The organism is Fictibacillus iocasae (assembly GCF_042665465.1).
Classification (GTDB): domain Bacteria; phylum Bacillota; class Bacilli; order Bacillales; family Fictibacillaceae; genus Fictibacillus; species Fictibacillus iocasae.
In genome coordinates this window covers 22,964-45,826 of record NZ_JBHTCP010000050.1, presented here as the reverse complement: position 1 = coordinate 45,826, position 22,863 = coordinate 22,964, and the positions used below count along the sequence as shown (strand labels likewise).

At 45.4% G+C, this 22,863-nt stretch carries 25 protein-coding genes; 12 read left to right on the top strand and 13 right to left on the bottom strand.

Annotated features, from left to right (window positions below):
- Positions 1-35: 35 nt before the first annotated feature.
- Both ACFQPF_RS15915 and ACFQPF_RS15910 read right to left on the bottom strand, forming a co-directional pair.
- Positions 36-893 carry a DUF1206 domain-containing protein gene (locus ACFQPF_RS15915; protein ID WP_379750744.1) on the bottom strand — a complete coding sequence of 286 codons (858 nt, stop codon included), beginning with the start codon at positions 891-893 and terminating at the stop codon, positions 36-38.
- A gap of 23 nt (positions 894-916) precedes the next feature.
- On the bottom strand, positions 917-2,002 hold the full coding sequence (locus ACFQPF_RS15910; protein ID WP_379750742.1) for an AI-2E family transporter: 1,086 nt from the start codon (positions 2,000-2,002) through the stop codon (positions 917-919).
- A gap of 164 nt (positions 2,003-2,166) precedes the next feature.
- On the opposite strand from ACFQPF_RS15910, the gene ACFQPF_RS15905 reads away from it, so the two are divergent.
- Genes ACFQPF_RS15905 through ACFQPF_RS15885 form a run of 5 tightly spaced genes read left to right on the top strand, consistent with a single transcriptional unit; the run spans position 2,167 to position 7,037 of the window.
- Entirely contained in the window at positions 2,167-3,177 is a 1,011-nt protein-coding gene (locus ACFQPF_RS15905) for a LacI family DNA-binding transcriptional regulator (RefSeq protein ID WP_379750740.1), read from the top strand.
- A gap of 54 nt (positions 3,178-3,231) precedes the next feature.
- Positions 3,232-3,954, top strand: a complete 723-nt coding sequence (locus ACFQPF_RS15900; RefSeq protein ID WP_379750738.1) for a ThuA domain-containing protein — start codon at positions 3,232-3,234, stop codon at positions 3,952-3,954.
- Between the two features lie 15 nt (positions 3,955-3,969).
- Positions 3,970-5,010, top strand: a complete 1,041-nt coding sequence (locus tag ACFQPF_RS15895; RefSeq protein WP_379750736.1) for a Gfo/Idh/MocA family protein — start codon at positions 3,970-3,972, stop codon at positions 5,008-5,010.
- A complete protein-coding gene (locus ACFQPF_RS15890; protein WP_379750734.1) occupies positions 5,010-6,065 on the top strand; it encodes a Gfo/Idh/MocA family protein in 1,056 nt (351 codons plus the stop codon). The genes ACFQPF_RS15895 and ACFQPF_RS15890 overlap by 1 nt, the downstream gene beginning before the upstream one ends.
- Positions 6,066-6,068: 3 nt before the next feature.
- On the top strand, positions 6,069-7,037 hold the full coding sequence (locus ACFQPF_RS15885) for a sugar phosphate isomerase/epimerase family protein (RefSeq protein ID WP_379750732.1): 969 nt from the start codon (positions 6,069-6,071) through the stop codon (positions 7,035-7,037).
- A 422-nt stretch (positions 7,038-7,459) separates the two neighbouring features.
- Here ACFQPF_RS15885 and ACFQPF_RS15880 read toward each other — a convergent pair whose 3' ends face one another.
- The 5 genes from ACFQPF_RS15880 to ACFQPF_RS15860 all read right to left on the bottom strand — a co-directional run bounded on the left by ACFQPF_RS15880 (position 7,460) and on the right by ACFQPF_RS15860 (position 10,321).
- The gene (locus ACFQPF_RS15880) at positions 7,460-7,951 is read right to left on the bottom strand and encodes a YtxH domain-containing protein (protein ID WP_379750730.1); all 492 of its coding nucleotides are present in this window, start codon (positions 7,949-7,951) and stop codon (positions 7,460-7,462) included.
- Between the two features lie 17 nt (positions 7,952-7,968).
- Entirely contained in the window at positions 7,969-8,277 is a 309-nt protein-coding gene (locus tag ACFQPF_RS15875) for a hypothetical protein (RefSeq protein ID WP_379750728.1), read from the bottom strand.
- 256 nt (positions 8,278-8,533) lie between these two features.
- Positions 8,534-8,719: a cold-inducible protein YdjO-related protein gene (locus tag ACFQPF_RS15870; protein WP_094251176.1), complete on the bottom strand. Its 186-nt coding sequence runs from the start codon at positions 8,717-8,719 to the stop codon at positions 8,534-8,536.
- A 97-nt stretch (positions 8,720-8,816) separates the two neighbouring features.
- The gene (locus tag ACFQPF_RS15865) at positions 8,817-9,755 is read right to left on the bottom strand and encodes a helix-turn-helix transcriptional regulator (RefSeq protein WP_379750726.1); all 939 of its coding nucleotides are present in this window, start codon (positions 9,753-9,755) and stop codon (positions 8,817-8,819) included.
- Positions 9,756-9,880: 125 nt separating this feature from the next.
- A complete protein-coding gene (locus ACFQPF_RS15860) occupies positions 9,881-10,321 on the bottom strand; it encodes a MarR family winged helix-turn-helix transcriptional regulator (protein ID WP_379750723.1) in 441 nt (146 codons plus the stop codon).
- A gap of 235 nt (positions 10,322-10,556) precedes the next feature.
- Between ACFQPF_RS15860 and ACFQPF_RS15855 the strand changes: the two genes are divergently transcribed.
- Positions 10,557-11,405 carry a DegV family protein gene (locus tag ACFQPF_RS15855; protein ID WP_379750721.1) on the top strand — a complete coding sequence of 283 codons (849 nt, stop codon included), beginning with the start codon at positions 10,557-10,559 and terminating at the stop codon, positions 11,403-11,405.
- A 22-nt stretch (positions 11,406-11,427) separates the two neighbouring features.
- Positions 11,428-12,648: an MFS transporter gene (locus ACFQPF_RS15850; RefSeq protein WP_379750719.1), complete on the top strand. Its 1,221-nt coding sequence runs from the start codon at positions 11,428-11,430 to the stop codon at positions 12,646-12,648.
- A gap of 320 nt (positions 12,649-12,968) precedes the next feature.
- On the opposite strand, the gene ACFQPF_RS15845 is transcribed toward ACFQPF_RS15850, so the two are convergent.
- Complete coding sequence (locus ACFQPF_RS15845; protein ID WP_379750717.1) at positions 12,969-13,832, bottom strand: sulfite exporter TauE/SafE family protein; 864 nt, start codon at positions 13,830-13,832, stop codon at positions 12,969-12,971.
- Between the two features lie 162 nt (positions 13,833-13,994).
- The gene (sspL, locus tag ACFQPF_RS15840) at positions 13,995-14,132 is read right to left on the bottom strand and encodes a small, acid-soluble spore protein L (RefSeq protein WP_379750715.1); all 138 of its coding nucleotides are present in this window, start codon (positions 14,130-14,132) and stop codon (positions 13,995-13,997) included.
- A gap of 195 nt (positions 14,133-14,327) precedes the next feature.
- Here sspL and gnd point away from each other — a divergent pair, with 195 nt between their 5' ends.
- The 3 genes from gnd to ACFQPF_RS15825 all read left to right on the top strand — a co-directional run bounded on the left by gnd (position 14,328) and on the right by ACFQPF_RS15825 (position 16,668).
- Complete coding sequence (gene gnd / locus ACFQPF_RS15835; protein ID WP_379750713.1) at positions 14,328-15,224, top strand: phosphogluconate dehydrogenase (NAD(+)-dependent, decarboxylating); 897 nt, start codon at positions 14,328-14,330, stop codon at positions 15,222-15,224.
- Between the two features lie 106 nt (positions 15,225-15,330).
- Complete coding sequence (locus ACFQPF_RS15830; RefSeq protein WP_379750711.1) at positions 15,331-15,852, top strand: acyl-CoA thioesterase; 522 nt, start codon at positions 15,331-15,333, stop codon at positions 15,850-15,852.
- Positions 15,853-16,038: 186 nt separating this feature from the next.
- Positions 16,039-16,668 carry an SOS response-associated peptidase gene (locus ACFQPF_RS15825; RefSeq protein ID WP_379750709.1) on the top strand — a complete coding sequence of 210 codons (630 nt, stop codon included), beginning with the start codon at positions 16,039-16,041 and terminating at the stop codon, positions 16,666-16,668.
- Positions 16,669-16,731: 63 nt separating this feature from the next.
- On the opposite strand, the gene ACFQPF_RS15820 is transcribed toward ACFQPF_RS15825, so the two are convergent.
- The 4 genes from ACFQPF_RS15820 to ACFQPF_RS15805 form a co-directional block, all read right to left on the bottom strand.
- The gene (locus tag ACFQPF_RS15820) at positions 16,732-17,964 is read right to left on the bottom strand and encodes a S8 family peptidase (RefSeq protein WP_379750707.1); all 1,233 of its coding nucleotides are present in this window, start codon (positions 17,962-17,964) and stop codon (positions 16,732-16,734) included.
- Positions 17,965-18,109: 145 nt separating this feature from the next.
- A complete protein-coding gene (locus ACFQPF_RS15815) occupies positions 18,110-18,316 on the bottom strand; it encodes an alpha/beta-type small acid-soluble spore protein (protein WP_066288466.1) in 207 nt (68 codons plus the stop codon).
- Positions 18,317-18,451: 135 nt separating this feature from the next.
- Positions 18,452-19,681 (bottom strand): S8 family peptidase, encoded by a 1,230-nt coding sequence (locus ACFQPF_RS15810; RefSeq protein ID WP_379750705.1) that lies wholly within the window; start codon positions 19,679-19,681, stop codon positions 18,452-18,454.
- A 38-nt stretch (positions 19,682-19,719) separates the two neighbouring features.
- Positions 19,720-20,952 (bottom strand): S8 family peptidase, encoded by a 1,233-nt coding sequence (locus ACFQPF_RS15805; protein WP_379750703.1) that lies wholly within the window; start codon positions 20,950-20,952, stop codon positions 19,720-19,722.
- A 123-nt stretch (positions 20,953-21,075) separates the two neighbouring features.
- Between ACFQPF_RS15805 and ACFQPF_RS15800 the strand changes: the two genes are divergently transcribed.
- Both ACFQPF_RS15800 and ACFQPF_RS15795 read left to right on the top strand, forming a co-directional pair.
- Complete coding sequence (locus ACFQPF_RS15800; protein ID WP_379750701.1) at positions 21,076-22,005, top strand: EamA family transporter; 930 nt, start codon at positions 21,076-21,078, stop codon at positions 22,003-22,005.
- Between the two features lie 59 nt (positions 22,006-22,064).
- Complete coding sequence (locus ACFQPF_RS15795) at positions 22,065-22,841, top strand: Cof-type HAD-IIB family hydrolase (RefSeq protein WP_379750699.1); 777 nt, start codon at positions 22,065-22,067, stop codon at positions 22,839-22,841.
- Positions 22,842-22,863 lie beyond the last annotated feature (22 nt).

The following is a 22,863-nucleotide window of genomic DNA, read 5'->3' as shown; positions in this document are numbered from 1 at the left end:
CTCGAGAAAAGAGCTTCCGCGTGTTTTTTAAATGGTCAGTTGTTTTGAAGCCTTCTATACCGGGCATGTGCGAACATATAGACACCATAAGAGATGAAGCCAAGTGCGACGATACCGAGCTGAAGGGGGCCGTATGGCTGAGAAGCGAGCTCCGCTAGAGCGCCGTCTAGCCCTTTCGTCTCTTTTGGGTCTGAGGTATAGGCGGTGCGGATAAGAAATATTCCGATGATCACAAAAACGACAGCTCTAGCGGACATGCCGAAAGTGCCGACATAACCGCTCCAGCGCCATTCCTCTTTGTTCATTTCGTTCTTTTTGAATTTCTTCTTAAACCTTCCCGATACCGCTTGAAAGAGCATAACCGAACCGATAATGATGAAAACGAGACCTGCTAGGCCAATAATGAGCTGTCCGAAAGGCTGTGACAGCATTTTTTCAGATAGTGTCTGATAGCCTTTATCCGAAGTATCCACTCTTGCGCGAAACAAAATACGAAGGGCGCTAATGCAAAGGGTCGTGTAGATGCCAGCAATGAACAGATAGCCGATACGGTTGAACCACCTTTTCCAGGTAGGATTGGGGCATTCGGGATCAAATAAAGCACGGATGATCTGCCATAAGGTGTATCCGGCAAGGCCGGCTGCAAGGATAATGAGCAAAACAGGGCCGAACGGCTGCTTAGCCAGTGTGTACATGGCTCCTTCCTGACTTGTCAGTTTGCCTTTTAAACCAGTAGCGGCCAAAAGCGCGAGAATGCCAATCAGCATATATACGATGCCTTTGGCTGTGTAGCCAAACCGTGCAAATTTCAATACAGCAGGCTTGCATGAAGTGATATGGCCTGAAATTTTCTGCCGAAGTGTCCGTTTTTTCACGAATGGCTGTTTGCTCATGAAATTTCTTCCTTTCATCATGCTTATAAAAGATCGCTCTTTACCTCAGGCGGATTGTACAGCAAATATAAGCGATATAGACTGCTAATTAATGTTTTCATTAGAGCGTAGGCCGGTACAGCGATCAATAGGCCGATAAAGCCGCCGACTGCGCCTGCTATCAAGACGATTAATATGATCGTGAGCGGATGAATGTTCAGCTGCTTGCCCATAATGTTCGGCGAGAGAATATTTCCTTCCACCTGCTGCACGATCAAGGTAACAATCGCTACTTTTACAGCCATGAATGGATCTTGAATGATGGCTACTAGCAGTGCGGGGAATACACCGATAAACGGTCCGAGAAACGGTATGACGTTTGTGAGCACCGCAAACAGGGCGAGGATAAGGGCGAATTTAAGCCCGATGATCAAGTAGCCGGCATACATGAAAATGCCGACGAAAACCGCTACGATTATTTGGCCTTTGATGTAAGAGGCCATCGTCGCATCAATATCTCGCAAGATAGATGACAGCTCTGTTTCCAGATGCTTCGGAACGATGTTGTGGCAGTAGCGGAAAAACTTTTCATCATCCTTTAATAGATAAAAGAGAATAAATGGCACGACCACAAGGACGAGAGCAATATCTGTCAGCATGGAAATGAGAGCGGTCACATCTTTTCCGACAGACGAGGTGAATTTCTCCAGTCGTTCAGTCGCGCTTTTGGCAAGCTTCTTGCTGTCGATAAACGAGTTCGCTCCTGTGATCATCGTGCCAGTCTGTTCCGTTGCTTCGCCGATTTTTCTCGGGAAGTCAGCAGAGATTCCTGAAAGCTGTTTAGCGACGATAGGAGCAGAAGCACTCCAAATGGTGCTTAATAAAATAAATAAAAGGGCAAAGACAAAAGAGATGGCGAGCCCCTTTGGAATTTGTTTTTGTTGAAGCAATCGGACAAAAGGGCGAAGCAGGTAATACAGCAGAAAAGAAATGAGAAGGGGAAAGAAAACGGCAGAAATGATCAACCGGAAAAAGTTGACGAGATAGTCGATCTTGCCAAAAAGATAAAGGATAAGAAGGATCATAATAATGGCGGCTGCGTATCTGAAAAAAGAATGCTTGAACGACATGGTTTTCCCTCCATTTATGCTTGCTAATTCATAATTTCCCTCTTTCTTTAATCCTAATCTTGCAAACCGTATTTCATCATTTTTTTATTTGACAATGTAAGGGCTTACTGCTAAATTGAAGCTATGAAAGTAAACGTTTACGTAAATAGAGAGCAGGTATAGGGATGAATCCCACGATTAAAGATGTAGCCAAAAAAGCAAACGTTTCCATTGCGACCGTATCCCGCATCTTAAACGGTCTGCCAGGCTATTCAGAAGACACTAAGAAAAAGGTGACGGCGGCGATTGCTGACCTTGGCTATCAGCCGAATGCGGTAGCGAGGGGCCTGATCAACAGAAGAACCCAGACTATAGGTGTTCTGTTCCCGAATGTTTCTGGCATGCTTTCCTCCGAAGTGCTAGAGGGCGTCGAACGTGCTGCTCATGAAGCCGGCTTCAGCGTGATCGTCTGCAACACCGCATCGAGCGGAAGCCGGACGCTCAAATACTTGAGGCTGCTTCAGGAGAAGCGCGTGGACGGCGTCATTTTTGCGAGTGAAGACATTAAGGACGAATATGCTGAAATCTTTAAAGAAATGAACGTGCCGGTTGTCCTTGTATCAACGGCGAGCCAGAAGCATAACCTTCCATTTGTCAGAGTGAACGACTTTGAAGGAGCATATCGTGCGACTGAGTATTTGATCCACCGCGGCCACCGTCAGATCGGCATGATTGGCGGAAGCAACTATGATCCAATCGCCGGTGTGCCCCGAATGGAAGGTTTCAAAGCGGCGCTCACAAAGCACAGCCTGCCATTCATCGATAAAATGTTGGTCACCAATGAAGGATACCGTTTTAACGACGGACAGCAGTCATTGCCGAAGCTGCTTCATCAGTTTCCAGAAATGACCGCCGTTTTCGCAGCCAGTGACGAACTGGCTATCGGCGCCATGTCCGCTGCCCATCAGCTGAGAATCAGCGTCCCTGATCAGCTCTCGATAATCGGGTATGACAATTTAAAAATTTCAGAAATGTGTTATCCGCCGCTCACTACTGTTTCACAGCCGCTTGTTAAAATGGGTGAAAAAGCCGGTGAGATGCTCACAGCACTAATTAAGGAAAAAGAGCTAGAAGCAAAAAGCATGTATCTGCCATTCACGATTGTTGAAAGACAGACAGTCAAAAGGATGAAGTGATTTTTTTATTTAGCAGCACAGTAAACGTTTACGTAAACTTGAGAGGAGACATGGTTGATGAAAGTAACCGTATGGAACGAAAACAGACACGAACAGAAGAACCCGGAGGTAAGAGCCGTATATCCACAAGGCATCCATTCAGCTATCGCTGCGTTTCTTTTAGAAGCTGGATACGATGCGCATACCGCTACGCTGGATGAGCCGGAGCATGGATTGACGGACGAAGTTCTCAACAGCACAGATGTCCTTGTCTGGTGGGGCCATATCGCGCATGATGAAGTACAGGACGAAATCGTGGAAAAAGTGAAGCAGCGCGTGCTTGACGGCATGGGTCTTGTTGTCCTTCATTCTGGACACTTTTCCAAAATCTTTAAAGTGTTGATGGGCACAACGTGTGATTTAAAATGGCGCGAGGCTGACGAGAAGGAGAGGTTGTGGGTCATCAATCCGGCTCATCCGATCGCAAACGGAATCGGGGAATATATCGAGCTCGAAAAAGAAGAAATGTACGGCGAGCATTTTGATATTCCATCACCCGAAGAACTTGTGTTTGTCTCCTGGTTTGAGGGCGGCGAAGTGTTCCGTTCAGGCTGTACATACACACGCGGCAAAGGAAAAATCTTTTACTTCCGTCCGGGACATGAAACGTACCCAACGTATCACAACCGTGACATTCAAAAAGTCATTACGAACGGTGTTGCCTGGGCAGCGCCGACAGGCAGTGTGAAGCCTGTTTATGGAAACGCCAAACCATTGGAAGCCATTGCGGCGAAATAAAAGGAGGAATAACAAATGACATTAAAAGTTGGAATTATTGGATGCGGCAGTATAGCGAACCACCGCCATTTGCCGGAGTACGCGGCACATCAAGGCGTTGAGATCGTGGCCGTGTGTGACAAGGTAGAAGAGCGCGCCATTAAAGCGGCGGCTGAATATGGCGGAAAAGTGTACAGCGATTACAAAGAATTGCTTGCAGATGAAACGATAGAAGCGGTAAGTGTCTGTACGCCAAACTATCTGCATGCGCCTGTAACGGTTGACGCATTGAACGCAGGCAAGCATGTGCTTTGCGAAAAGCCGATGGCAACATCGCTTGAGGAAGCGGAGCAGATGATCGCGGCTGCTCAGAAGAATGGGAAGAAGCTGATGATCGGGCACAACCAGAGGTTTGTTCCATCACACGAAAAGGCTCGTGAAATCATTGCGGGCGGAGGGCTTGGCAAAGTATACAGCTTCCGTACAGCGTTCGGCCATCCGGGACCTGAGGCGTGGAGTGTAGACGGTGCGGATTCGTGGTTTTTCCGCAAAGACGAAGCGTTTATCGGAGCGATGGGGGACCTTGGCGTCCATAAGACAGACCTGATTCGCTACATTTTAGGCGAAGAAGTTACAGAGGTTGCTGCATTTGTTGAAACGAGCGCTAAAGAATTTTCAACGGTTGACGATACGGCGGTGCTGTCGCTGAAAACAGAGAGCGGGATTATCGGCACACTGGCGGCAAGCTGGTCGTACACAGCGAAAGAAGATAACTCTACTGTCATTTATGGCGAAAAGGGAATCCTTCGCTTGGAAGATGATCCACAGTATTCGTTAATCGCTCAATATACAGATGGTTCAGTCGTGCGCTATGAGCTTGGCCAGATTCAAACGAACGACAGCGGCGGACAGAACAACTCGCATGTGATCGAGAAGTTTGTTGAAGCCGTAGAGAACGATACCGAGCCGCTCATTTCAGGTGAGGAAGGAAAGCGTTCACTTGCGGTCGTCCTCGCGGCACTCGAGTCAAACGAAAAGAAAATCATCGCAAAAGTGAAAGCAGGAGTTTTGGCATAATGAAACAAGTGAGAATCGGCATCATAGGGAGCGGCGGCATCGCACAGGGCCGCCACATCCCTGCTTTTCAATCTTTTGGAGAAAAAGCGGTCATCACCGCTGTCAGTGACGTCAACGAAACAACGGCCAAAGAGGCTGCTACAAAATTTCACATACCGTACTATTTTACAAAGTATCAAGACATGTGGGAACACGTCGATGCGGTTATGATTGCAACACCGAACAAATTTCATAGAGACATAACGGTAGCAGCACTGGACGCCGGCAAGCATGTGTTGTGTGAGAAGCCGATGGCGATGACGGTTGCGGAGTGTGAAGACATGATCGCTGCACAAAAGCGGTCTGGAAAGATTCTTTCTATCGCCTACCATTATCGCTACATGAAAGAAGCTTCAGCGGCAAAAAGAGTGATGGATTCAGGAGATGTCGGCAATCCGCTCGTTGTGCGGGTTCAGGGACTTCGCCGCCGGAAGGTTCCGGGATGGGGTGTGTTCACGAACAAAGAGCTGCAAGGCGGCGGTAGTTTGATCGACTATGGCTGCCACCTCCTTGATTTGTCACTTTGGCTGATGGGGAGCCCAAAGGTGGCAGAAGTGACTGGGAAAGCGTATAACGTATTAAGCAAACAGCCTAGCCCGGTGAACCAATGGGGTGCATTCGATCCTAAGACATTTGAGGTGGATGATCATGTAACCGCCTATCTTCGCCTGGAGAATGGCGCGACAATGCTGTTTGAAACATCTTGGGCGGCCAACATTAAAGAAGATGCCGAGATGGTGAGCATCTCTGGCGATAAAGGCGGTATCAATGTCTTTCCTTTTGAAGTGTACGAAACGAAATACGGCATCTTAAGTTCAACGAAAGCGGACTGGATACCAGGAGATGATGAACCTGGCATACCGCAGGCGGAGAACTTTGTGGACAGCTGTTTAGGAACCGCAGAACCGCTCGTAACAGCGGATCAGGCACTCGAAGTCTCTAAGGTAATTGAAGCCATTTATGAAAGCAGCGAAAAGGGAACAAGTGTGAAGCTGCTTCAAAAAGAAGGAGTGTAACCTATGAAACTAGGCGTATTTACAGTTTTGTTTGCAGACAAGTCGTTTACAGAAATGCTGGATTATGTAAAAGCGGCAGGAGTGCAAGCCGTTGAAATTGGAACAGGAAACTACCCAGGAAACGCGCATTGCCCGCTGGATGAACTGTTGTCATCCGAAGAAAAACGCAACAACTATTTAAACGAAGTGGAAAAGCGCGGCTTGACAATTTCAGCGTTTAGCTGCCATGGCAACCCTCTTTCACCTGATCAGCAGTTTGCTCAAGAATCACATGACACGTTTGTTAAGACAGTGGAGCTCGCCGGTTTGATGGGCGTTCCAGTCGTGAACTGTTTTTCGGGTGTACCAGGCGATCACGAGAACGCGAAGGCGCCGAACTGGCCTGTCGCGCCTTGGCCGAACGAATATGGCGATGTGCTGAAGTGGCAGTGGGAAGAAAAGCTCATTCCGTACTGGCGTACATGGGGCCAATTCGCAAAGGATCACGGTGTGAAAATCGGCCTCGAGCTTCATGGCGGTTTCCTCGTTCACACACCATACACGCTGCTAAAGCTTCGTGAAGAAACGTGTGATGCTGTCGGTGGAAACCTTGATCCTTCCCATCTTTGGTGGCAGGGAATTGATCCTGTCGCAGCGATTAAAATACTTGGGAAAGCTGGTGCCATCCATCATTTCCATGCAAAGGATACGTACATTGATCAAGATAACGTGAACATGTTCGGTCTAACAGACATGCAGCCATACGGTGAAGTGCAGACGCGTGCATGGAGCTTCCGTTCAGTCGGCTGCGGCCACAGCGTACAGGAATGGAGCGATATGATGAGTGCTCTTCGAACGTTTGGGTATGACTATGTTGTCAGCATCGAACACGAAGACCCCATTATGAGCATAGAGGAAGGCTTCACACGTGCCGTGAAAAACCTGCAGTCTATTTTAATATCAGAACAGCCCGCACAAATGTGGTGGGTATAAAATAAAGTGGAGGATGTCCCATAACTTACGGGGCATCTTTTTTGATTAGGTGCATCAAGCTCAACTATATAGTCGTGTATCGTATATGGATAAAAGTGGAATAATAACCAAGTGGAGACGGTAGTCGCCCGAGAATATAATTTTGAAGCCGCGTGACTTTGAATTTCGCCCGTTCTTCACAATAGTTAGCCGTACTTTTGTCGAATGCCCCCGCGAACCCTCTCAAATACAATAATAAAGCCGTCTCGAAAGTGTCGTTTCCACGACCTTTTGAGACGGCTTGCACTTTTTTTAGGAGTCTACTCACAAGTGTGCGATGCATGAAGTAAGCCATCCAAAGTGAATAGCATGTGTGTTGCTGCTGTACATGGTGAAATAAGAAAAGCGGCACAGTTTGTCTGCCGCCTTACTTATTATCTAGGTTATCCTTGTTTCGTAGCCTGAGCATTTGCAGCGGAAGAATAGGGGCTGGACGTGTCAGGTACGCTGCCAGCTGTGTTCATAGGATCGCTTCCCTCATTCGCAGAAGTCTGAGATTTTGCTTCCTGAAGTTTCTGTTTGGCAGAAATGGAAAGGTTCCCAGCTTTTTCTTTCAAGCTTGTTACGGCTGAAGAAGCTGTGGTACTCATATTCGATACCTTATCTTTCGCATCCATTGCGCCTAACTGAGCATGAAGCATGGCCTCATCCTTTACTTGCATCGTCTTGTCCATTAAATTGGAAGATTGTGATACTAAAGAATCACGCATTTCTTTTCCTGTTTTGGGTGCGAACAAGAGAGCGGCTGCTGCTCCAATAAGGCCTCCAACCAGCATTCCTGTGCTAAAGCCGGTTCCTTTTGTTGAAGATGAGTGGTTGTCTTGTGTGAACTGCCCTTCATATGGGTGTGTATTCGTTGTGTTTGGTGTTTGCATAGTTGAATTACCTCCTTTTAGTCTATAGGGTGTTTACCCGTTCTCGGGTGTATGAAACATAAACCGGTCATGACTAGGGCATAAAGTCCAGAATAACCAATACCTATCAAAAACAAACGAGAGAGCAAAACGCGATGGACAGTCGTCATAAATACTTCTCCCTCACGCATTACATTCAGTATCGTGACACTTAAGAGGCTTCCCGCTGTTAGAAGTGACAAAAAGGCTAGTCCGCTATATACCCGCACCAAATAGGGAAAACGGATCGCACAGCCAATCATGAGAAGGGAGACAAATGCACTAACCATGAAAATCATAGCTGTCATAAAGATACCCGCTTTCTTAAATAGTCGTTTTAATCTGTGTACTCAGTGATGACATACACCGCCGTGAAAGTTAAAGAAAGCTTGGCTGATGACAAGCTTTATCTTATACGTCCCTCGGTAACTTTTTGCTGAATCATCGTTTCCCTCACAGTTAAAAGTTATGCTTTTTCAAAGTAAAAAAAAAGAACCGGGATTAGTTTTCCCGGCTCTGTGCCCAGTTATTCACCGGGCAGTATGTTCACATAAGCTTCGATCATTATTTTAATTCGGGGAGCATCCTTACTTCCTGTTTCATTTCGGACTTGCAGATCGGACAGTCCGGCGTTTTATGAAGCGAATAGTCCTCGCGCATCCAGCAAGAACAGGACTCGCTCGAACAAGACCATACTTTCGTTTCGACATCAGGTACAGGTTCAGCTTGCTGTTTGGAGAAAAAGGCCATAGGGAACCCCCTTATTTGGAATATATCTATTATACTCCAAATCATGGCATTTTATGTGTTTAAAGCATTATTTATGAAAAACTCTTTTCTCACAGTATTATAGTACCGATGCTTTAGCAGACTCCAATCCACCGATCTGAACCGTTTGTCCCTCATTACTTAGATAAACAGGAGAGAGCAGCGTGGCGTCATCTTTAAGTCCTGTGATACAGTCTGAGATGAGCGGCAAGCATTCGTTTAATACAGTTCCTTTGATTTCACCAGTACCATCAGGATGTATCGTTAGAAGCTGTGATAATACAGGATGCAGCGACACCGAATAGGCTCCTTCCAATGTAAGGTGAACATGAAGGAACGTCTGGGAAGGTGATGCAATAGTGTGTACCCAATTTAAAATGGTCACGTTTTGAAAGTTTTTGGGACCTGACACATCTTGAATGATAGATGCGGCCTGTATAGTTTTTAAAGAGAGAATGGTAAAGTCTTCTTTCGTAAAACAATACGCTGGACAGTACCAGCTGCCGTTTAAGGAAAAAATGCCGATTGGCTGTATGTTGCTCATGCCATCTTTGGTCGTTAAAGAAATGACTTTCTGCTTAACGGAAGCCTCAATCACAAGATCCACAAAATCGGAATGAACAGGAAGCGGCGTTTGGAACATGACTCTATCTTGGCGCTGCAATAATAGTTCTTTTGCATCCTGTGGCAAGAATTCCAATAGCTTGCGATAGGCTGATCTGGCAGGGTTCTTCCAAGGTGATGAGTCATGAAGGTGTGGATCAGCCGCATGAAGCAGTGCTAGTGCCTCCATTTCAGTCAATCCGACAGGCGGCAAGATACGGTCATTTTCTAGCCGATATCCGCCATTTGGACCGAATTCGGATACGATAGGCAGGCCCATTTCTGTAAGCTGAATAAGATCGCGCTGAATCGTCCGCGTCGACACTTGAAATTCTTCCGCAAGCTCTTTTAATGTAAAATGCTGTTTTGAGTTAATGGAAAGCAGCAGCAGTTCCAGTCTTTTTATTTTGGCCATAATCGTTATCCTTTTTGTAAAGTTTGTAAAGTTGTCTAACGGTTATATCGTACGATTGGCTGTGATGTTAAGGTATTTTACGTATAAAAAAATCCAGCATGATCGATGCTGGATATTGAATAGGCTTATTTGTTTTTAATGACGGCAGCTAATTGTTCAAAAGAAGAGACTAATTGAACCAGCGTGGATTCTGGCAGCTGTGAGATGTATTTCATCAAGACACTGTTTCGTTTAGAATTGATGCGCTCGTATGTGTCTTTGCCATCAGGATTAATTTCAACGTAAACGATTCTACGGTCTAGATCAGAGCGATAACGATTAACAAGGCCGCGCTTGACGAGTCTGTCAATAATGACGGTTGTAGCGCTTGCACGGACTCGCATCGCATCAGCGATTTCGGTCACTGTCCATTTTTCTTTTTTGATTAACGTTTTCAAAATATGAAACTGGGTAGCAGTTACTTCTTCTTCTTCCCAAATTTCAGGTTTCAGCACTTCCAGAATTTCGTTGTATGCTGATTCCAGCCGTTCGATGTCTAGTAGTAAGTCGCTGGCCAATCCTCTCATAATAATAGTCCCCCCATACAAAATGCTGCTAACGGCACACACCATATGCAATGATAATAGTAATATGTACTGTTATTGATAATAGTATAAATTATCTAAAAATAGATGTGAATGCCTAATCTATTTATTTTGCACTTTATGTATTATTCCATTATATGTCACGTGCCCGGTTTTTCAAGAAAAAAGGATATTTCCATGTGTTTAGCAAATAGATTATAGAAAAGGGGGTAGGAATATGACACGAAAAAACATAGCGTGGATTACAGACAGTACAAGCTGTCTCTCTTTTGATAAAGCCTCAGAGCATCATATACACGTTATACCAGTCTCTGTTATATTTGGCGAAGAAATTTATAAAGACGGTATTGATATTTCAGTAGATGAATTTTATGAAAAGCTTAATCGTGATTCTCAGCAGCCTACGACTAGTCAGCCTTCACCTGCAGAGTTCGCGCAATATTACGAGAATTTAAAGAAGGAATATGACTGCGGTATAGCCGTTCATGTATCAGGCAAACTGAGCGGTACGTTGAACAGTTCTAGAATTGGTGCTGAGATGGCAGGCTTCCCGCTGCATATCGTTGACTCCAAAATAACGTCAGATGCAATGAACCACCTTCTTTATTCAGGAATTGAATGGCAAAAGGATGGTCTAGCACCTGAACAGATTGCCAGTAAGCTTTCCGATATGGCCGATCGCGTAAAAGGCATCGTTTGTGTAGGGAATTTGGACCAGCTTCATAAAGGAGGGAGACTTTCTGGAGCAAGCTTTTTCCTAGGTAATCTGCTTCAAATTAAACCGATTCTCACCTTTGATGAAGGCTCCCTCGTTCCGCTTGAAAAGGTTCGCACACAAAAAAAGGCGGATGAGCGCGTTTTTGCATTGTTCGATGATTCGTATGAACGGTGCGCAACCCTTTCTGGCGTAAGTGTTGTATATAGTGGTGACAAGGAAAAAGCAGAAAAATGGCAGCAGCTGCTGACAGCAAAGTATGGAATGGACGTTACGCTCGGTCAGTTAAGTCCCGCCATTGGTGTACATGTCGGTGCAGGAACAATTGGCATATTGTGGTTTGAAAATTAGCAGATAAGAAAGAAGAATGCATATGTGGAAAAACAAGAACTTCCTTTTAATATTAGGTGGCACACTGATCGTTGATGTCGGATTCTGGTTTGGCATTATCGGCAACCTTGAGTTTTTACAGCAGAATATCGAATCATCCTTTTATCAGTCGCTGTTCTTGATCGTGGGCATTTTGATGGCCGTGATATTAGCACCTCTAGCTGGAAGGATAGTCGATCAAGCGCCGAAAAAGAACATTATTGTATTGTCTAGTTTTGTAAGAATATTTGCCGTATTCTTCATGTTCGCGGCAATTAAGACCGGATCCGTCTGGTGGATGCTGCTATATAACGTGTTTATGGGGGCTGCCGCCTCGTTCACTATGCCGGCATTTCAAGCTCTTTTGCCGCTCATCCTTGAAAGGGAACAGCTGCTTGGAGCCAATGCTCTGCTTCAGAATATGATGACGGTAAGCCGAATTGCCGGGACTGCGCTGGCTGGGTTCATGCTCGTAAAGGTAAGCTTGTTTTCACTTTACTTGATTACATTAATCGCATATATCGCGACGTTTGTTTGCTTAACCTTTCTAAAGGTAAACGAGCATAAGGAAGAGAAGGCGAGCACAACGAATAAAAATAGATCAAGATTTAAAGAAGTGTTTCCTATATTCAAAGCACATCCTGCTATTATAACGCCATTTCTTCTCGTCATCGTGCCCTATTTGTTTTTAGCTGGGTTCAATTTGATGATTATCGAGATATCTGAACTTCAGAATAATCCATCCATAAAAGGAACGCTTTATATGGTCGAAGGAGCCGCTGTCTTTCTTGGTTCGGTCATTTTAAACAGATTCCTGAAGCAGCGTGCGATTGTACCGGTCCTTTTAGGAGCCGTCACGCTTGTAGCGATTTCTCAGCTCACGCTTTATTTTTCAACTATTCATTGGATGCCGTTTGTTTCGTTCGCGTTATTCGGACTGACTGTCGGTGTTTATTTTCCGGTTTCCAATACCATTTTTCAAGTAGAAGTACCGCAAGAATTTCATGGCCGTTTCTTTTCATTTAAGCGGATGATTGAAAGCCTTATGTTTCCGCTATTCATGATCATGACCGGTTATTTCCTCGACACGCTCGGCATACAGCATATGGCCGTTCTCTATGGCGGAATTTCACTGTTGTTGATCGTTTTATATGGTTGGAAAGTGCTGAGAGGCAACGAAGACACGCGAACGATGAAAGTTTCGGCTCTTGAAGCTTCAAAATAATTTGTAAAGTAAAAAAGCCGTCACAGAAGGTCATGGAAACGACACTTTTGAGACGGCTTTTTGTATGGATGAAGCGTTTGCTGGCGAATTCGACAAGTTTGCGGCTGACTTATGCGTAAGCGCGGACGTAATCCGAGGATACGCGGCTGAAAAATCATATCCGCGGGCGACTGACGCCTTTGTTCGGTCGACTTTCCGTATTTCACCAAATCTAAGTTGATGAGTGCGTATTGATAAGTTGGTTGGGGTCCGGTACCTTCTGCTTTTTCACCGCATTGTGACTCAGATCATATGTGAAAGTACCGGACCCTCACTAAAGGTTATCCTTTTCGAACGGCTCTGACGATAAGCAGCAGCCAGATAAGAAGGAGTGGGAGCAGGATTTGGGGTTCTCCAACCGAAACACCGGCAAATTCTTTTAAAATGGTCCTCAAATTCGTAAGGATGATCAAACCGCCGGCAAGAACGCCAAGCAGTTCGGTTCTCATCTTTTTCACAATATAAGCCGCGATAGGAGCCGCGATGACACCGCCAAGCATCATGAAAACGACAATTTGCCATTGCAGCGACTCAAAACCGATAAAGATAAAGAATCCTACAGACGCAGACAAGGCAACAGCAAATTCGCTAAAATTAACCGAACCGATGACTTTATTCGGCTTCATCCCTTTTTGCGATAACAAAACAGGGGTCGTAATCGGTCCCCAGCCTCCGCCGCCTGTCGCATCCAGCAATCCTGCGAAAAACCCGAGCGGGGTATACCATTTTCGTACAGGAAGCTCAGCCGTGTGATTTTCTTTGGCCAAGTCCTCTTGTTTCTTAAAGAAAACAAAGCGCAAAATGACATATACACCAAGAGACAATAAAAAGATGGAGATAAAGGGCTTTGCTAAATGTGCTGGAATAGAAGACAACAGCGCAGCACCAGAAAACGCACCGAGTGACCCGGGGATGACAAGTTTTTTGACAATCCGTCTATCAACGTTTCCAAACTTCCAGTGAGAGAGTCCAGATGCACCAGCCGTGACCACCTCCGCAAGATGAACAGACGCAGACGCTAAAGCAGGGCTTAAGCCATACCATAGCAACAAAGTGGTGGACGTTACACCGTAGGCCATGCCTAAAGAACCGTCAATTAATTGAGCGACAAGTCCGATTAACGCCAACATAATGATTTTACGCATTACAGGAAAACTTCCTTTCACATGTTTTCCTATAAAGTATGTCAACAATGAAAAATGTGTTTGGACATTCTTGCCCTTTTTAAATAGCAGGGGTCCGGTACACTTTTCTTTTCAACCACGCTTAAGTCAGCTGCGAAGAGAAAAGGTACCGGACCCCAACCTTTACATTTTCGTGTTTTTCTTTTTGGCAGTATCTTCTAGTTTCGTGTGAGGTTCTTTTGCGAACTCCGCATCAGGGCTCATTCCCTGTGGGTTGACGCTGGACGCTCTTTGTCCCTTTCCAGCACTTTTCTTGGCCATATTCTCACCTCCTTACCTATAAAATGGGATGTCATGAGAAAACTTATGCTTTTCTATACCACGATTGTTGTCTTTTCCTTCGTTTTTCGATAAGGTATAAATCAGTGTGGTGTTTGGTAGGTTACCGCTAGAGAAAAAGTGGAATAATAAAATTTATCAAATGCTGAAGAAACTTACATAAATGGAGGAATAGCAATGGAAATCGGTTTAGTCGGCCTTGGGAAAATGGGCTTTAATATTGCACAGAACATGCTGGATAAAGGATATACCGTTATTGCGACAGACACAAATCAAGATACCGTGAACGACATCGCATCAAAAGGTGCGAAAGGCGTATCATCTCTTGCGGAACTTTCTGCTGCGTTCACAGGACGCCGAGCGGTCATTTTGCTTGTTCCAGCTGGTAAAATTGTAGATTCCGTTATCTCTGAATTAAAGCAGCACCTAACAGAAGGTGACATCATCATTGATGCTGGAAACTCGATGTACAAAGATACACTTCGCCGCTATGAAGAACTAAAAGCGGATGGCATTCACTTAGTTGATGTGGGCACAAGCGGCGGTACAGAAGGCGCTCGCAACGGTATTTGCGCGATGATGGGCGGAGACGAGGATGCGGTAAACTACCTTGCACCTATGTATGAGAGCATTTCTGTTCCTGATGGTTTCATGATCACAGGGCGTGCAGGTAGCGGACATTTCTTGAAAATGGTTCACAACGGCATCGAGTACGGTATGATGCAGGCGATTGGGGAAGGGTTCGAAATTCTAGATAAAAGTGATTTTGATTACGATTATGAAGCGGTATCAAAAGTGTGGAACAACGGTTCGGTTATCCGCAGCTGGCTGATGGAGCTTATGATTAATGCGTTCTCGAAACAGCCGAAGCTTGAAGATATCCGCGGTGTGATGAATTCTTCAGGAGAAGGGATCTGGACAGTTGAAGCGGCACTTGATTTCCAAGCGTCAGCGCCTGTAATCGCGCTTTCTCAGTTCATGCGCTTCCGTTCACTTGAAGATGACACGTTCCACGGAAAAGTGGTTGCAGCACTTCGCAATGAGTTTGGCGGACACGCTGTAGTGAAAAAATAAAGAAGAAACAAAACCTCTGCTGCATGATTAGCGGAGGTTTTTTATACATTAAAAAGGTAGCATACTCCTTCTCATGAGAGCTGGTTGAAAGAAAGGAAGAAAGATAATGGAAAATGAAAAGTTTGTGAAAGAATCCCGCACGGTTAAGTCCGCCGTCGTGCTGCCACCAGATACGAACAACCATAAAACACTTTTTGGCGGCAAGCTAATGGCTTACATTGACGACGTGGCGGCGATAGCGGCGATTCGCCATGCACGCAAGCATGTGGTCACCGCTTCTACCGACTCAGTTGATTTTCTGCATCCGATTAAAGAAGGACACGCTGTCTGCCTTGAAGCGTTCGTAACGTGGACGCACAAAACATCGATGGAAGTTTTCGTAAAAGTTATCGCTGAAAATTTGTTAAGCGGTGAACGAAAAGTGTGTGCCGTGTCCTTTTTAACGTTTGTCGCGCTCGGTGAAGACGGCAAACCGGTTCCTGTTCCGAAAGCTGTTCCAGAAACACCGGAAGAAAAATGGCTGCATGACCATGCTTCTGAGCGGGCGGTCGCAAGGAAAAAGAGAAGAGAAGAAAGCAAAAGGCTGGCTCAGGAATTTGGAGTCAAAAAGCCATGGGACGAGGCATAAGTCAAAAGGTTTATTTTTTTCAAAACCTGCTTTCTCTTTTGGCAGAAACAAGGAAAACATGCTATACTTAAGCTACCTTTTTCCAGCCAGGGATACGAGAACCCTGGTTTTATTTATGCCTTTTTTCAGGGTCCGGTACGTGTTGCCGGACCCTGCGTTTATTTGCATTGAGAAGGAGGTCTCGAGATGTGCGGAAGATATATGCTATATACCGAGAAAGAGTATTTACTACACATGTTTGATTTATCACACCATGATTTTTTATACGAACCGCGCTATAATATCGCTCCAGGTCAAGACATCTTATGCGTTGTAGCGAGCAGCAAGGGCAACAGAGCGGGTTATATAAAGTGGGGATTTGTTCCTGAATGGGCAGGTGAGGGGTGGAGCGGAAAACCTTTGATCAATGCTCGTATAGAAACGGCAGCTGAGAAAGCAAGTTTTAAACACTCTTTTTCCCAAAGACGCTGTCTTATCCCCGCGAACGGATTTTATGAGTGGCGCAATGAAAATGGACACAAGCAGCCGTACCGATTTACAGCGACCGATCAACAGATTGTGGCATTTGCAGGCATCTGGTCAAAAAGCAATAAAGATAATCATGCGACTTGTGCAATCCTTACAAAAGAAAGTGATTCCTTTATGCAATCGTATCATCATCGCATGCCACTAGTACTTTCTGCCAAACAAGGTCAAGACTGGCTAAAAGGCTGGAATTTTGAAGACTTTCCCGATCCGCGGCTAGAGACCGCAGCGGTTTCATCGGCCGTCAACAACACACGAAACGATACCGTTGAATGTATTCAAACACTATAACGAATAAGAAGGAGCTTTTGGCACGTTGCCGAAAGCTCCTTTTCCGTTTAAAAAACGAGACGTTTATCCTCCGAGTCTAACAATGTCTGCCTGCAGCCTTAAAATTTTAGTTTGGATAGCGTAACCGGGCACATCGTTGGCAAAGTAGGTAGAGGTCTCGATATAGCGGATCTTTAGAATATCCGGTGTAAAGTTAGGATACGCCTGCAGCACTTGTGCAGCCATACCTGATAGGAGGCCTGAAGCAACAGAAGTACCAGATAAGATAAAATAGTTTGGCGGTACGATGTTGCGCGGAAAGCTCTGCGCTAAAAATGAGTTAGGAGCTAACAATGAAACAAGTGAGGTGCCCGGTACATTGATGTCAGGCTTAATGCCTCCGTCAACCGTCGGCTTGACACTCGTATAAAGAGCAGGCACATCGTCTGCTCTTGTAATGGTGCGCTGGTCATTGATGGCGCCAGCTGTGATGAGAAGAGGGTCATATCCAGGTGTGTTGATCGTACCGCTCGGACCCGTATCCCCAGCTGCAGTGACGACAAAAATACCGCGAATCCAAGCGCGCCTGCATGCGGTTGCTATGGGGTCTTGAAGATAGGAGGTTGTTGGAATGCTGCCAAGTGAAAGATTCATGATGCGGATATTAAAAGTAGTCCGGACGGAAATGACATAGTTGATGCCATTGAGAATCTGGGTGAGTGTTCCAGTTCCTGTCCGGTTGAGCACCTTGACTCCGACAATTCGAGCTTGCGGTGCGGGTCCGATGTAACGGCCTCCTGATGATTGGCCGTTGCTCGCCGCATCACCTGTGATATGCGTTCCGTGACCGTTATCGTCATATGGAGTGGTACGAAAATTCACAAAGTCTTTAAAGTTAATAATTCGATTGGTCGGCTGAGTGAGATCGGGGTGAGGAAAGACACCTGTGTCCACGACAGCGATCGTTACGCCAGCTCCAGTCAGCCCGAAATTGACACGCACAGCCGTTGCATCAACTGCAGGAGTGGCGATATTTAATAAAGCTCGAACTTCATAGTCGTGTGAAATTGCAAGGACATCAGGATGATCAGCTATCGAAAAAAGGGTTTGTTTGCAAAATGATCCTGTAAACATTTGTATGTGAGGCAGCCAGTCTTTCGGTTTATCGCATTTCTGAAGCTTGCATAACTGCGAAATATCATTAATAGAAGAGGATTGTTTTAAAACAATAACAGCATTGAACAGGTGTTCAGGCAGTAGATTTTTTTTCGAAAGAATGGTTAGTAATGCGGGATCAAGACAGCGGTGCTCGTTCAATTTTTCGCCCTCCCGTAAACGGTGCTGCTGTTTCAGCACGCCAAATCAGTATGGCGGTCTATTTAAATAGTATGTGAGAGAGTGACATACAGAACATAATTATGAGCATGAAAAAAGAGCTCCATGTCGGAAGCCCTTCCTTTGTTTAGCGTCTGTATCCTCCGCCAAGCTGCTGCTCAGCCATTTGAACAAGGCGCTTTGTAATTTCACCGCCAACCGATCCGTTTGCGCGGGAAGTTGTGTCAGGTCCAAGCTGTACGCCGAATTCAGAAGCGATCTCATACTTCATTTGATCAAGAGCTGCTTGTGCTCCTGCAACGACTAATTCGTTCGAGTTGTTGTTGCGTGCCATATGTATCACCTCCTTGTATCATTAGTGTGGATAACATTGGAAAATTTATGCATGCCTATCAAAATATTTTTTTAATTTCTTTTAACAATGAAAAAAGGCTGACAAAATAATGCCAGCCCAAATCTATTTAAGTTATCAACTTAAACTCCTAATGTTGTCTTGAAGCGTGAAAATTCGATTTTGTAGAGCGTAACCTGGTGTATCGTTGGCAAAGTATTGGGAGGATTCTACATAGCGCACTTTCGCAACATCTGGTGTAAGTTGAGGGTAGGCTTGAAGAAACTGAGCAATCATGCCCGTTGCTATACCAGATGCCATCGAAGTTCCTGTCAGTTTAAAATAATTAGGTGCAACAATGTTTTGCGGATTCTGCTGAACTAAAAAAGAGTTTGGAGCAAGAAGAGAAGTGATATTCGTACCTGGGACTTCAATATCTGCTTTAATGAAACCATCAAACGTAGGCTTTACACTTGTGTATAAGGATGGAACATCGTCTGCTCGGCTCTGTGTATTTTGATCGTTAAGAGCTCCGACAGTGATGATCAACGGATCATAACCAGGTGTGTTGGTCGTTCCGGATGGTCCAGAGTTGCCAGCGGCCGCCACAACAATGATACCGCGAATCCATGCTCTGCGGCACGCGGTAGCGATAGGATCCAGCAGATAAGAAGTGGTCGGTTCACCGCCAAGAGACAGGTTCATGATTCGGATTTTAAACGTGTTTTTCGTTTGGATCACATAGTTAATGCCGTTCAATATTTGCGTCACTGTGCCAAACCCGAACCGATCCAGCACTTTAACGACGACAATCCTTGCGCCAGGAGCAGGTCCAGCGTATTTACCGCCAGATGACTGTCCATTTCCTGCAGCATCACCTGCCACATGGGTACCGTGCCCGTTGTCATCATACGGCGCTATTCTTCCGTTAACAAAGTCAATAAAGTTGATGATGCGGTTGGTTGGCAGTGTCAGGTCAGGGTGAGGAAACACTCCGGTATCCACAATGGCAAGTGTCACATTGTTACCGGTTAACCCGAGTTGGTTTCTAATTGCTGTTGAGCCAACAGTGGGGGTGGCAATGTCGAGCTGAGCACGGACTGTATAATCGTCAGATATGGCTTGAACATCGTTATGTGCTGCAAGCTTCAGCAATGTTTTTTTGCAAAATTCACCAGTGAACATCATGATGTGAGCTAAATAATGGCGAGGCCTGTCGCATGTTTCCAGTGTGCACAGCTGTGAAACGTGAGTAACGATTGATTTTCTTTTTAATACGATGATGACTGAAAAGGTTTCTTCAGATTCATGTGATGTTTGGGATAATGTATGGCTCATAACAGAATTTAAACAGCTGCATTGCTCCAAATAGAATCTCTCCCCCCTCATACTGAGGAACCTTTCTCTTATGTGCTCAAGTTAGCGATGTTGATCTGCAGGCTAAAAACACGCGGCTGAATCGCATAACCGGGAGTATCATTGGCGAAAAATTGCGTCGTTTCTACATAACGCACCTTAACCACATCTGGCGTAAGCGGAGGATATGCCTGCAAAAATTGAGCAAGCATTCCAGTTGCTACCCCTGATGCCATTGATGTTCCAGTGAGGCGAAAATAGTTGGGTGACACAAAGTTTTGCGGGTTTTGCTGAAAGATAAATGAGTTTGGGGCGAGCAGAGAGATAATATCCGTACCTGGCACTTCAATGTCGGCTTTAATGAACCCATCAAAAGTTGGTTTCACACTCGTGTACAGCGCCGGAACGTCGTCCGCTCGATTCAGTGTGTTCATGTCATCAATGGCACCGACTGTTAAAATAAGCGGATCATAACCAGGTGTATTGGTTGGTCCGTTCGGTCCCGTGTTTCCGGCAGCTGCAACAACTAAAATTCCGCGAATCCAAGCTCTACGGCACGCTGTGGCAATAGGGTCCGTCAAGTACGACGTGGTCGGCTCTCCTCCAAGAGACAGATTCATAATGCGAATATTAAACGTGTTTTTAAATTGAATCACATAATTTATACCGTTGACGATTTGTGTGACGGTGCCAAATCCAAAACGGTCCAGCACCTTAACTCCTACAATGCGGGCTTCAGGAGCTGGGCTGATATATTTTCCGCCAGATGAACGCCCGTTTCCTGCCGCATCACCCGTCACATGGGTGCCATGGCCGTTGTCATCGTAAGGTGCTGTTCTGCCGTTGACAAAGTCAACAAAATTAATGATGCGGTTCGTGGGCTGTGTCAGATCGGGGTGCGGAAACACGCCTGTGTCCACAACCGCGATGGTCACACCAGCTCCTGTTAAACCAAAGTCGTTCTTGACCGTGATGGCGCCAACGGATGGTGTCGCGATATCAAGATGAGAACGAACCTGATAATCATCAGATATGGCTTGCACATCTGTATGGGCGGCAAGACAGAGTAATGTCTTTTTGCAAAAGTCACCCGTAAACATCTGAACGTAAGGCAGACGATCCCGAGGTTTATCGCATGGTTCCAGCTTACACAGCTGAGACAGATCGGTTAGAATGGATGTGCTTTTTAATACGATTACGGCGGGAAAGGTTTCGTCCGAATGGTCCTCAGTTTGGGATAGTTTATGTATGAGTACGGGGTTTAGAGTGTTCTCCTGATTCATCGTTATCCCTCCTCAAGCTGCGGCAATTTTATATTTTCACAGCATTCTAGAATAAAAGGTTGTGTTTCGCATGGTGAGCCTTCATAATTTCTATAATATGTTAGTTGAAGAGGAGGTCAGAACATGGAATTACACCGTATAAAAGGTTTCTTACTTGCAATCATTGGGGCTTCACTTTGGGGATTCTCCGGAAACACTGCACAATATTTATTCTCAGAATACGCTATTCAAGCCGACTGGCTTGTATCCGTACGAATGGTTTCTGCTGGACTTCTTTTGTTGCTTTTAGCAACGTTTCAGAAAAGCAGAAAAGATGTACTGAGGATCTGGAAAGAGCAAAAAAGCCGCACCTCTCTCGTTATCTTCAGCATGGCCGGCATGCTCAGTGCACAGCTCACCTTCTTTATTGCCATCGAGAAAGGAAACGCACCGACTGCCACGCTGCTGCAGTTTCTTGGACCTGTGTTCATCACGCTGTATTTCAGTTTAAAGATGTTGAAACTTCCAGCAAAGCATGAAGCAAGTGCCATCGCGTTCGCGCTTGCGGGTACGTTTTTATTACTCACAAACGGAAATGTGAGCAAGATTGCCGTCCCTGCCGACGCTGTCCTTTGGGGTGTGCTTTCAGGGGTGGCTGTTGCTGTTTATACCGTGTATCCTGTTCAACTGCTGAAACAATGGCCTTCCGCAGTTATCGTGGGATGGTCGATGGTGATCGGCGGCAGTGTTTTATCGCTTTATACACAGCCGTGGAACACTGCGGTTCCTTCTTCTGCAGCGTTCTGGAGCTTGCTTTTATTTGTTATCGTATTTGGCACGCTGCTTCCTTTTTATTTGTATCTTGATAGTCTCAGGTACATCACTTCGACAGAAACGAGTTTGCTTGGAAGTGCAGAGCCATTGGTGGCGACTTTCGTTTCGGTACTTTGGCTGCATACGTCTTTTGGGTTATTTCAATGGGCGGGTGCCGTCTTTATTATTTTGACAGTATTCCTTCTTTCTGTACCGCGCACAAATACAATACGAGATTCAAACACGGTGCACATTAATTGACATGTGGTGATAAAAGTCTGAAGATAGTCAGGAGACTTAAACCTACAGGAGTTGGCAGCATGAATGATAAGATTGTCTTTTTTGATATTGACGGAACACTTGTGAATGAAGAGAAAAAGGTGCCCGATTCGGCGAAAGAGGCACTGCACAAGCTTAGGGAAAACGGTATACATACGGCGATTGCGACAGGCCGCGGTCCCTTTATGTTCACTGAGCTTCGAAAAGAGCTGGAGCTGGATTCATTTGTATCGTTTAACGGATCGTATGTGATGTTCGAAAACGATGTGATTCATAAAAATCCGCTGAACACAGAAGTATTGGAGAAGTTGGAAGAAGAGGCTGTGAAAAATGGCCATCCACTTGTCTACCTTGATCATAAAGGGGCAACGAGCAATGTGAGCCGTCATGAAATCATTGAAGCATGTACGTACAATCTGATGCCGTCTTATCCTATTCACTCGCCGCAATATTATAAGCAAAATGAGGTGTACCAAGTTCTTTTGTTTTGCGAGGAAAAAGACGAGCAGCCTTATAAATCAGGCTACAGTGACACATATGGCTTTATCCGGTGGCATGAGCATTGCTTAGATGTGCTGCCATATGGCGGTTCTAAAGCGAAAGGCATAGAAGTATTTGTTCAGAAGCTTGGCATTAAGAGAGAGAACATTTTTGCCTTTGGTGATGCGCTTAACGATTTAGAGATGCTGGCTGCTGCGGGAACGGGCGTAGCGATGGGTAACGGCTTAGAACAAGCGAAGCAAACGGCTGACTATGTGACAAAATCAGTAGATGAAGACGGCATTTATCATGGATTAAAGCATTTAGGATTGATTTAATCTAAAAAAGCAGAGGTGCAGT

What these genes read in the sequence shown, in the direction of transcription:
- ACFQPF_RS15915 (WP_379750744.1), bottom strand. Translation starts at nt 893, where the DNA reads ATGAGCAAACAGCCATTCGTGAAAAAACGGACACTTCGGCAGAAAATT.
- ACFQPF_RS15910 (WP_379750742.1), bottom strand. Translation starts at nt 2,002, where the DNA reads ATGTCGTTCAAGCATTCTTTTTTCAGATACGCAGCCGCCATTATTATG.
- ACFQPF_RS15905 (WP_379750740.1), top strand. Translation starts at nt 2,167, where the DNA reads ATGAATCCCACGATTAAAGATGTAGCCAAAAAAGCAAACGTTTCCATT.
- ACFQPF_RS15895 (WP_379750736.1), top strand. Translation starts at nt 3,970, where the DNA reads ATGACATTAAAAGTTGGAATTATTGGATGCGGCAGTATAGCGAACCAC.
- ACFQPF_RS15890 (WP_379750734.1), top strand. Translation starts at nt 5,010, where the DNA reads ATGAAACAAGTGAGAATCGGCATCATAGGGAGCGGCGGCATCGCACAG.
- ACFQPF_RS15885 (WP_379750732.1), top strand. Translation starts at nt 6,069, where the DNA reads ATGAAACTAGGCGTATTTACAGTTTTGTTTGCAGACAAGTCGTTTACA.
- ACFQPF_RS15880 (WP_379750730.1), bottom strand. Translation starts at nt 7,951, where the DNA reads ATGCAAACACCAAACACAACGAATACACACCCATATGAAGGGCAGTTC.
- ACFQPF_RS15875 (WP_379750728.1), bottom strand. Translation starts at nt 8,277, where the DNA reads ATGACAGCTATGATTTTCATGGTTAGTGCATTTGTCTCCCTTCTCATG.
- ACFQPF_RS15870 (WP_094251176.1), bottom strand. Translation starts at nt 8,719, where the DNA reads ATGGCCTTTTTCTCCAAACAGCAAGCTGAACCTGTACCTGATGTCGAA.
- ACFQPF_RS15865 (WP_379750726.1), bottom strand. Translation starts at nt 9,755, where the DNA reads ATGGCCAAAATAAAAAGACTGGAACTGCTGCTGCTTTCCATTAACTCA.
- ACFQPF_RS15860 (WP_379750723.1), bottom strand. Translation starts at nt 10,321, where the DNA reads ATGAGAGGATTGGCCAGCGACTTACTACTAGACATCGAACGGCTGGAA.
- ACFQPF_RS15855 (WP_379750721.1), top strand. Translation starts at nt 10,557, where the DNA reads ATGACACGAAAAAACATAGCGTGGATTACAGACAGTACAAGCTGTCTC.
- ACFQPF_RS15850 (WP_379750719.1), top strand. Translation starts at nt 11,428, where the DNA reads ATGTGGAAAAACAAGAACTTCCTTTTAATATTAGGTGGCACACTGATC.
- ACFQPF_RS15845 (WP_379750717.1), bottom strand. Translation starts at nt 13,832, where the DNA reads ATGCGTAAAATCATTATGTTGGCGTTAATCGGACTTGTCGCTCAATTA.
- sspL (WP_379750715.1), bottom strand. Translation starts at nt 14,132, where the DNA reads ATGGCCAAGAAAAGTGCTGGAAAGGGACAAAGAGCGTCCAGCGTCAAC.
- gnd (WP_379750713.1), top strand. Translation starts at nt 14,328, where the DNA reads ATGGAAATCGGTTTAGTCGGCCTTGGGAAAATGGGCTTTAATATTGCA.
- ACFQPF_RS15830 (WP_379750711.1), top strand. Translation starts at nt 15,331, where the DNA reads ATGGAAAATGAAAAGTTTGTGAAAGAATCCCGCACGGTTAAGTCCGCC.
- ACFQPF_RS15825 (WP_379750709.1), top strand. Translation starts at nt 16,039, where the DNA reads ATGTGCGGAAGATATATGCTATATACCGAGAAAGAGTATTTACTACAC.
- ACFQPF_RS15815 (WP_066288466.1), bottom strand. Translation starts at nt 18,316, where the DNA reads ATGGCACGCAACAACAACTCGAACGAATTAGTCGTTGCAGGAGCACAA.
- ACFQPF_RS15805 (WP_379750703.1), bottom strand. Translation starts at nt 20,952, where the DNA reads ATGAATCAGGAGAACACTCTAAACCCCGTACTCATACATAAACTATCC.
- ACFQPF_RS15800 (WP_379750701.1), top strand. Translation starts at nt 21,076, where the DNA reads ATGGAATTACACCGTATAAAAGGTTTCTTACTTGCAATCATTGGGGCT.
- ACFQPF_RS15795 (WP_379750699.1), top strand. Translation starts at nt 22,065, where the DNA reads ATGAATGATAAGATTGTCTTTTTTGATATTGACGGAACACTTGTGAAT.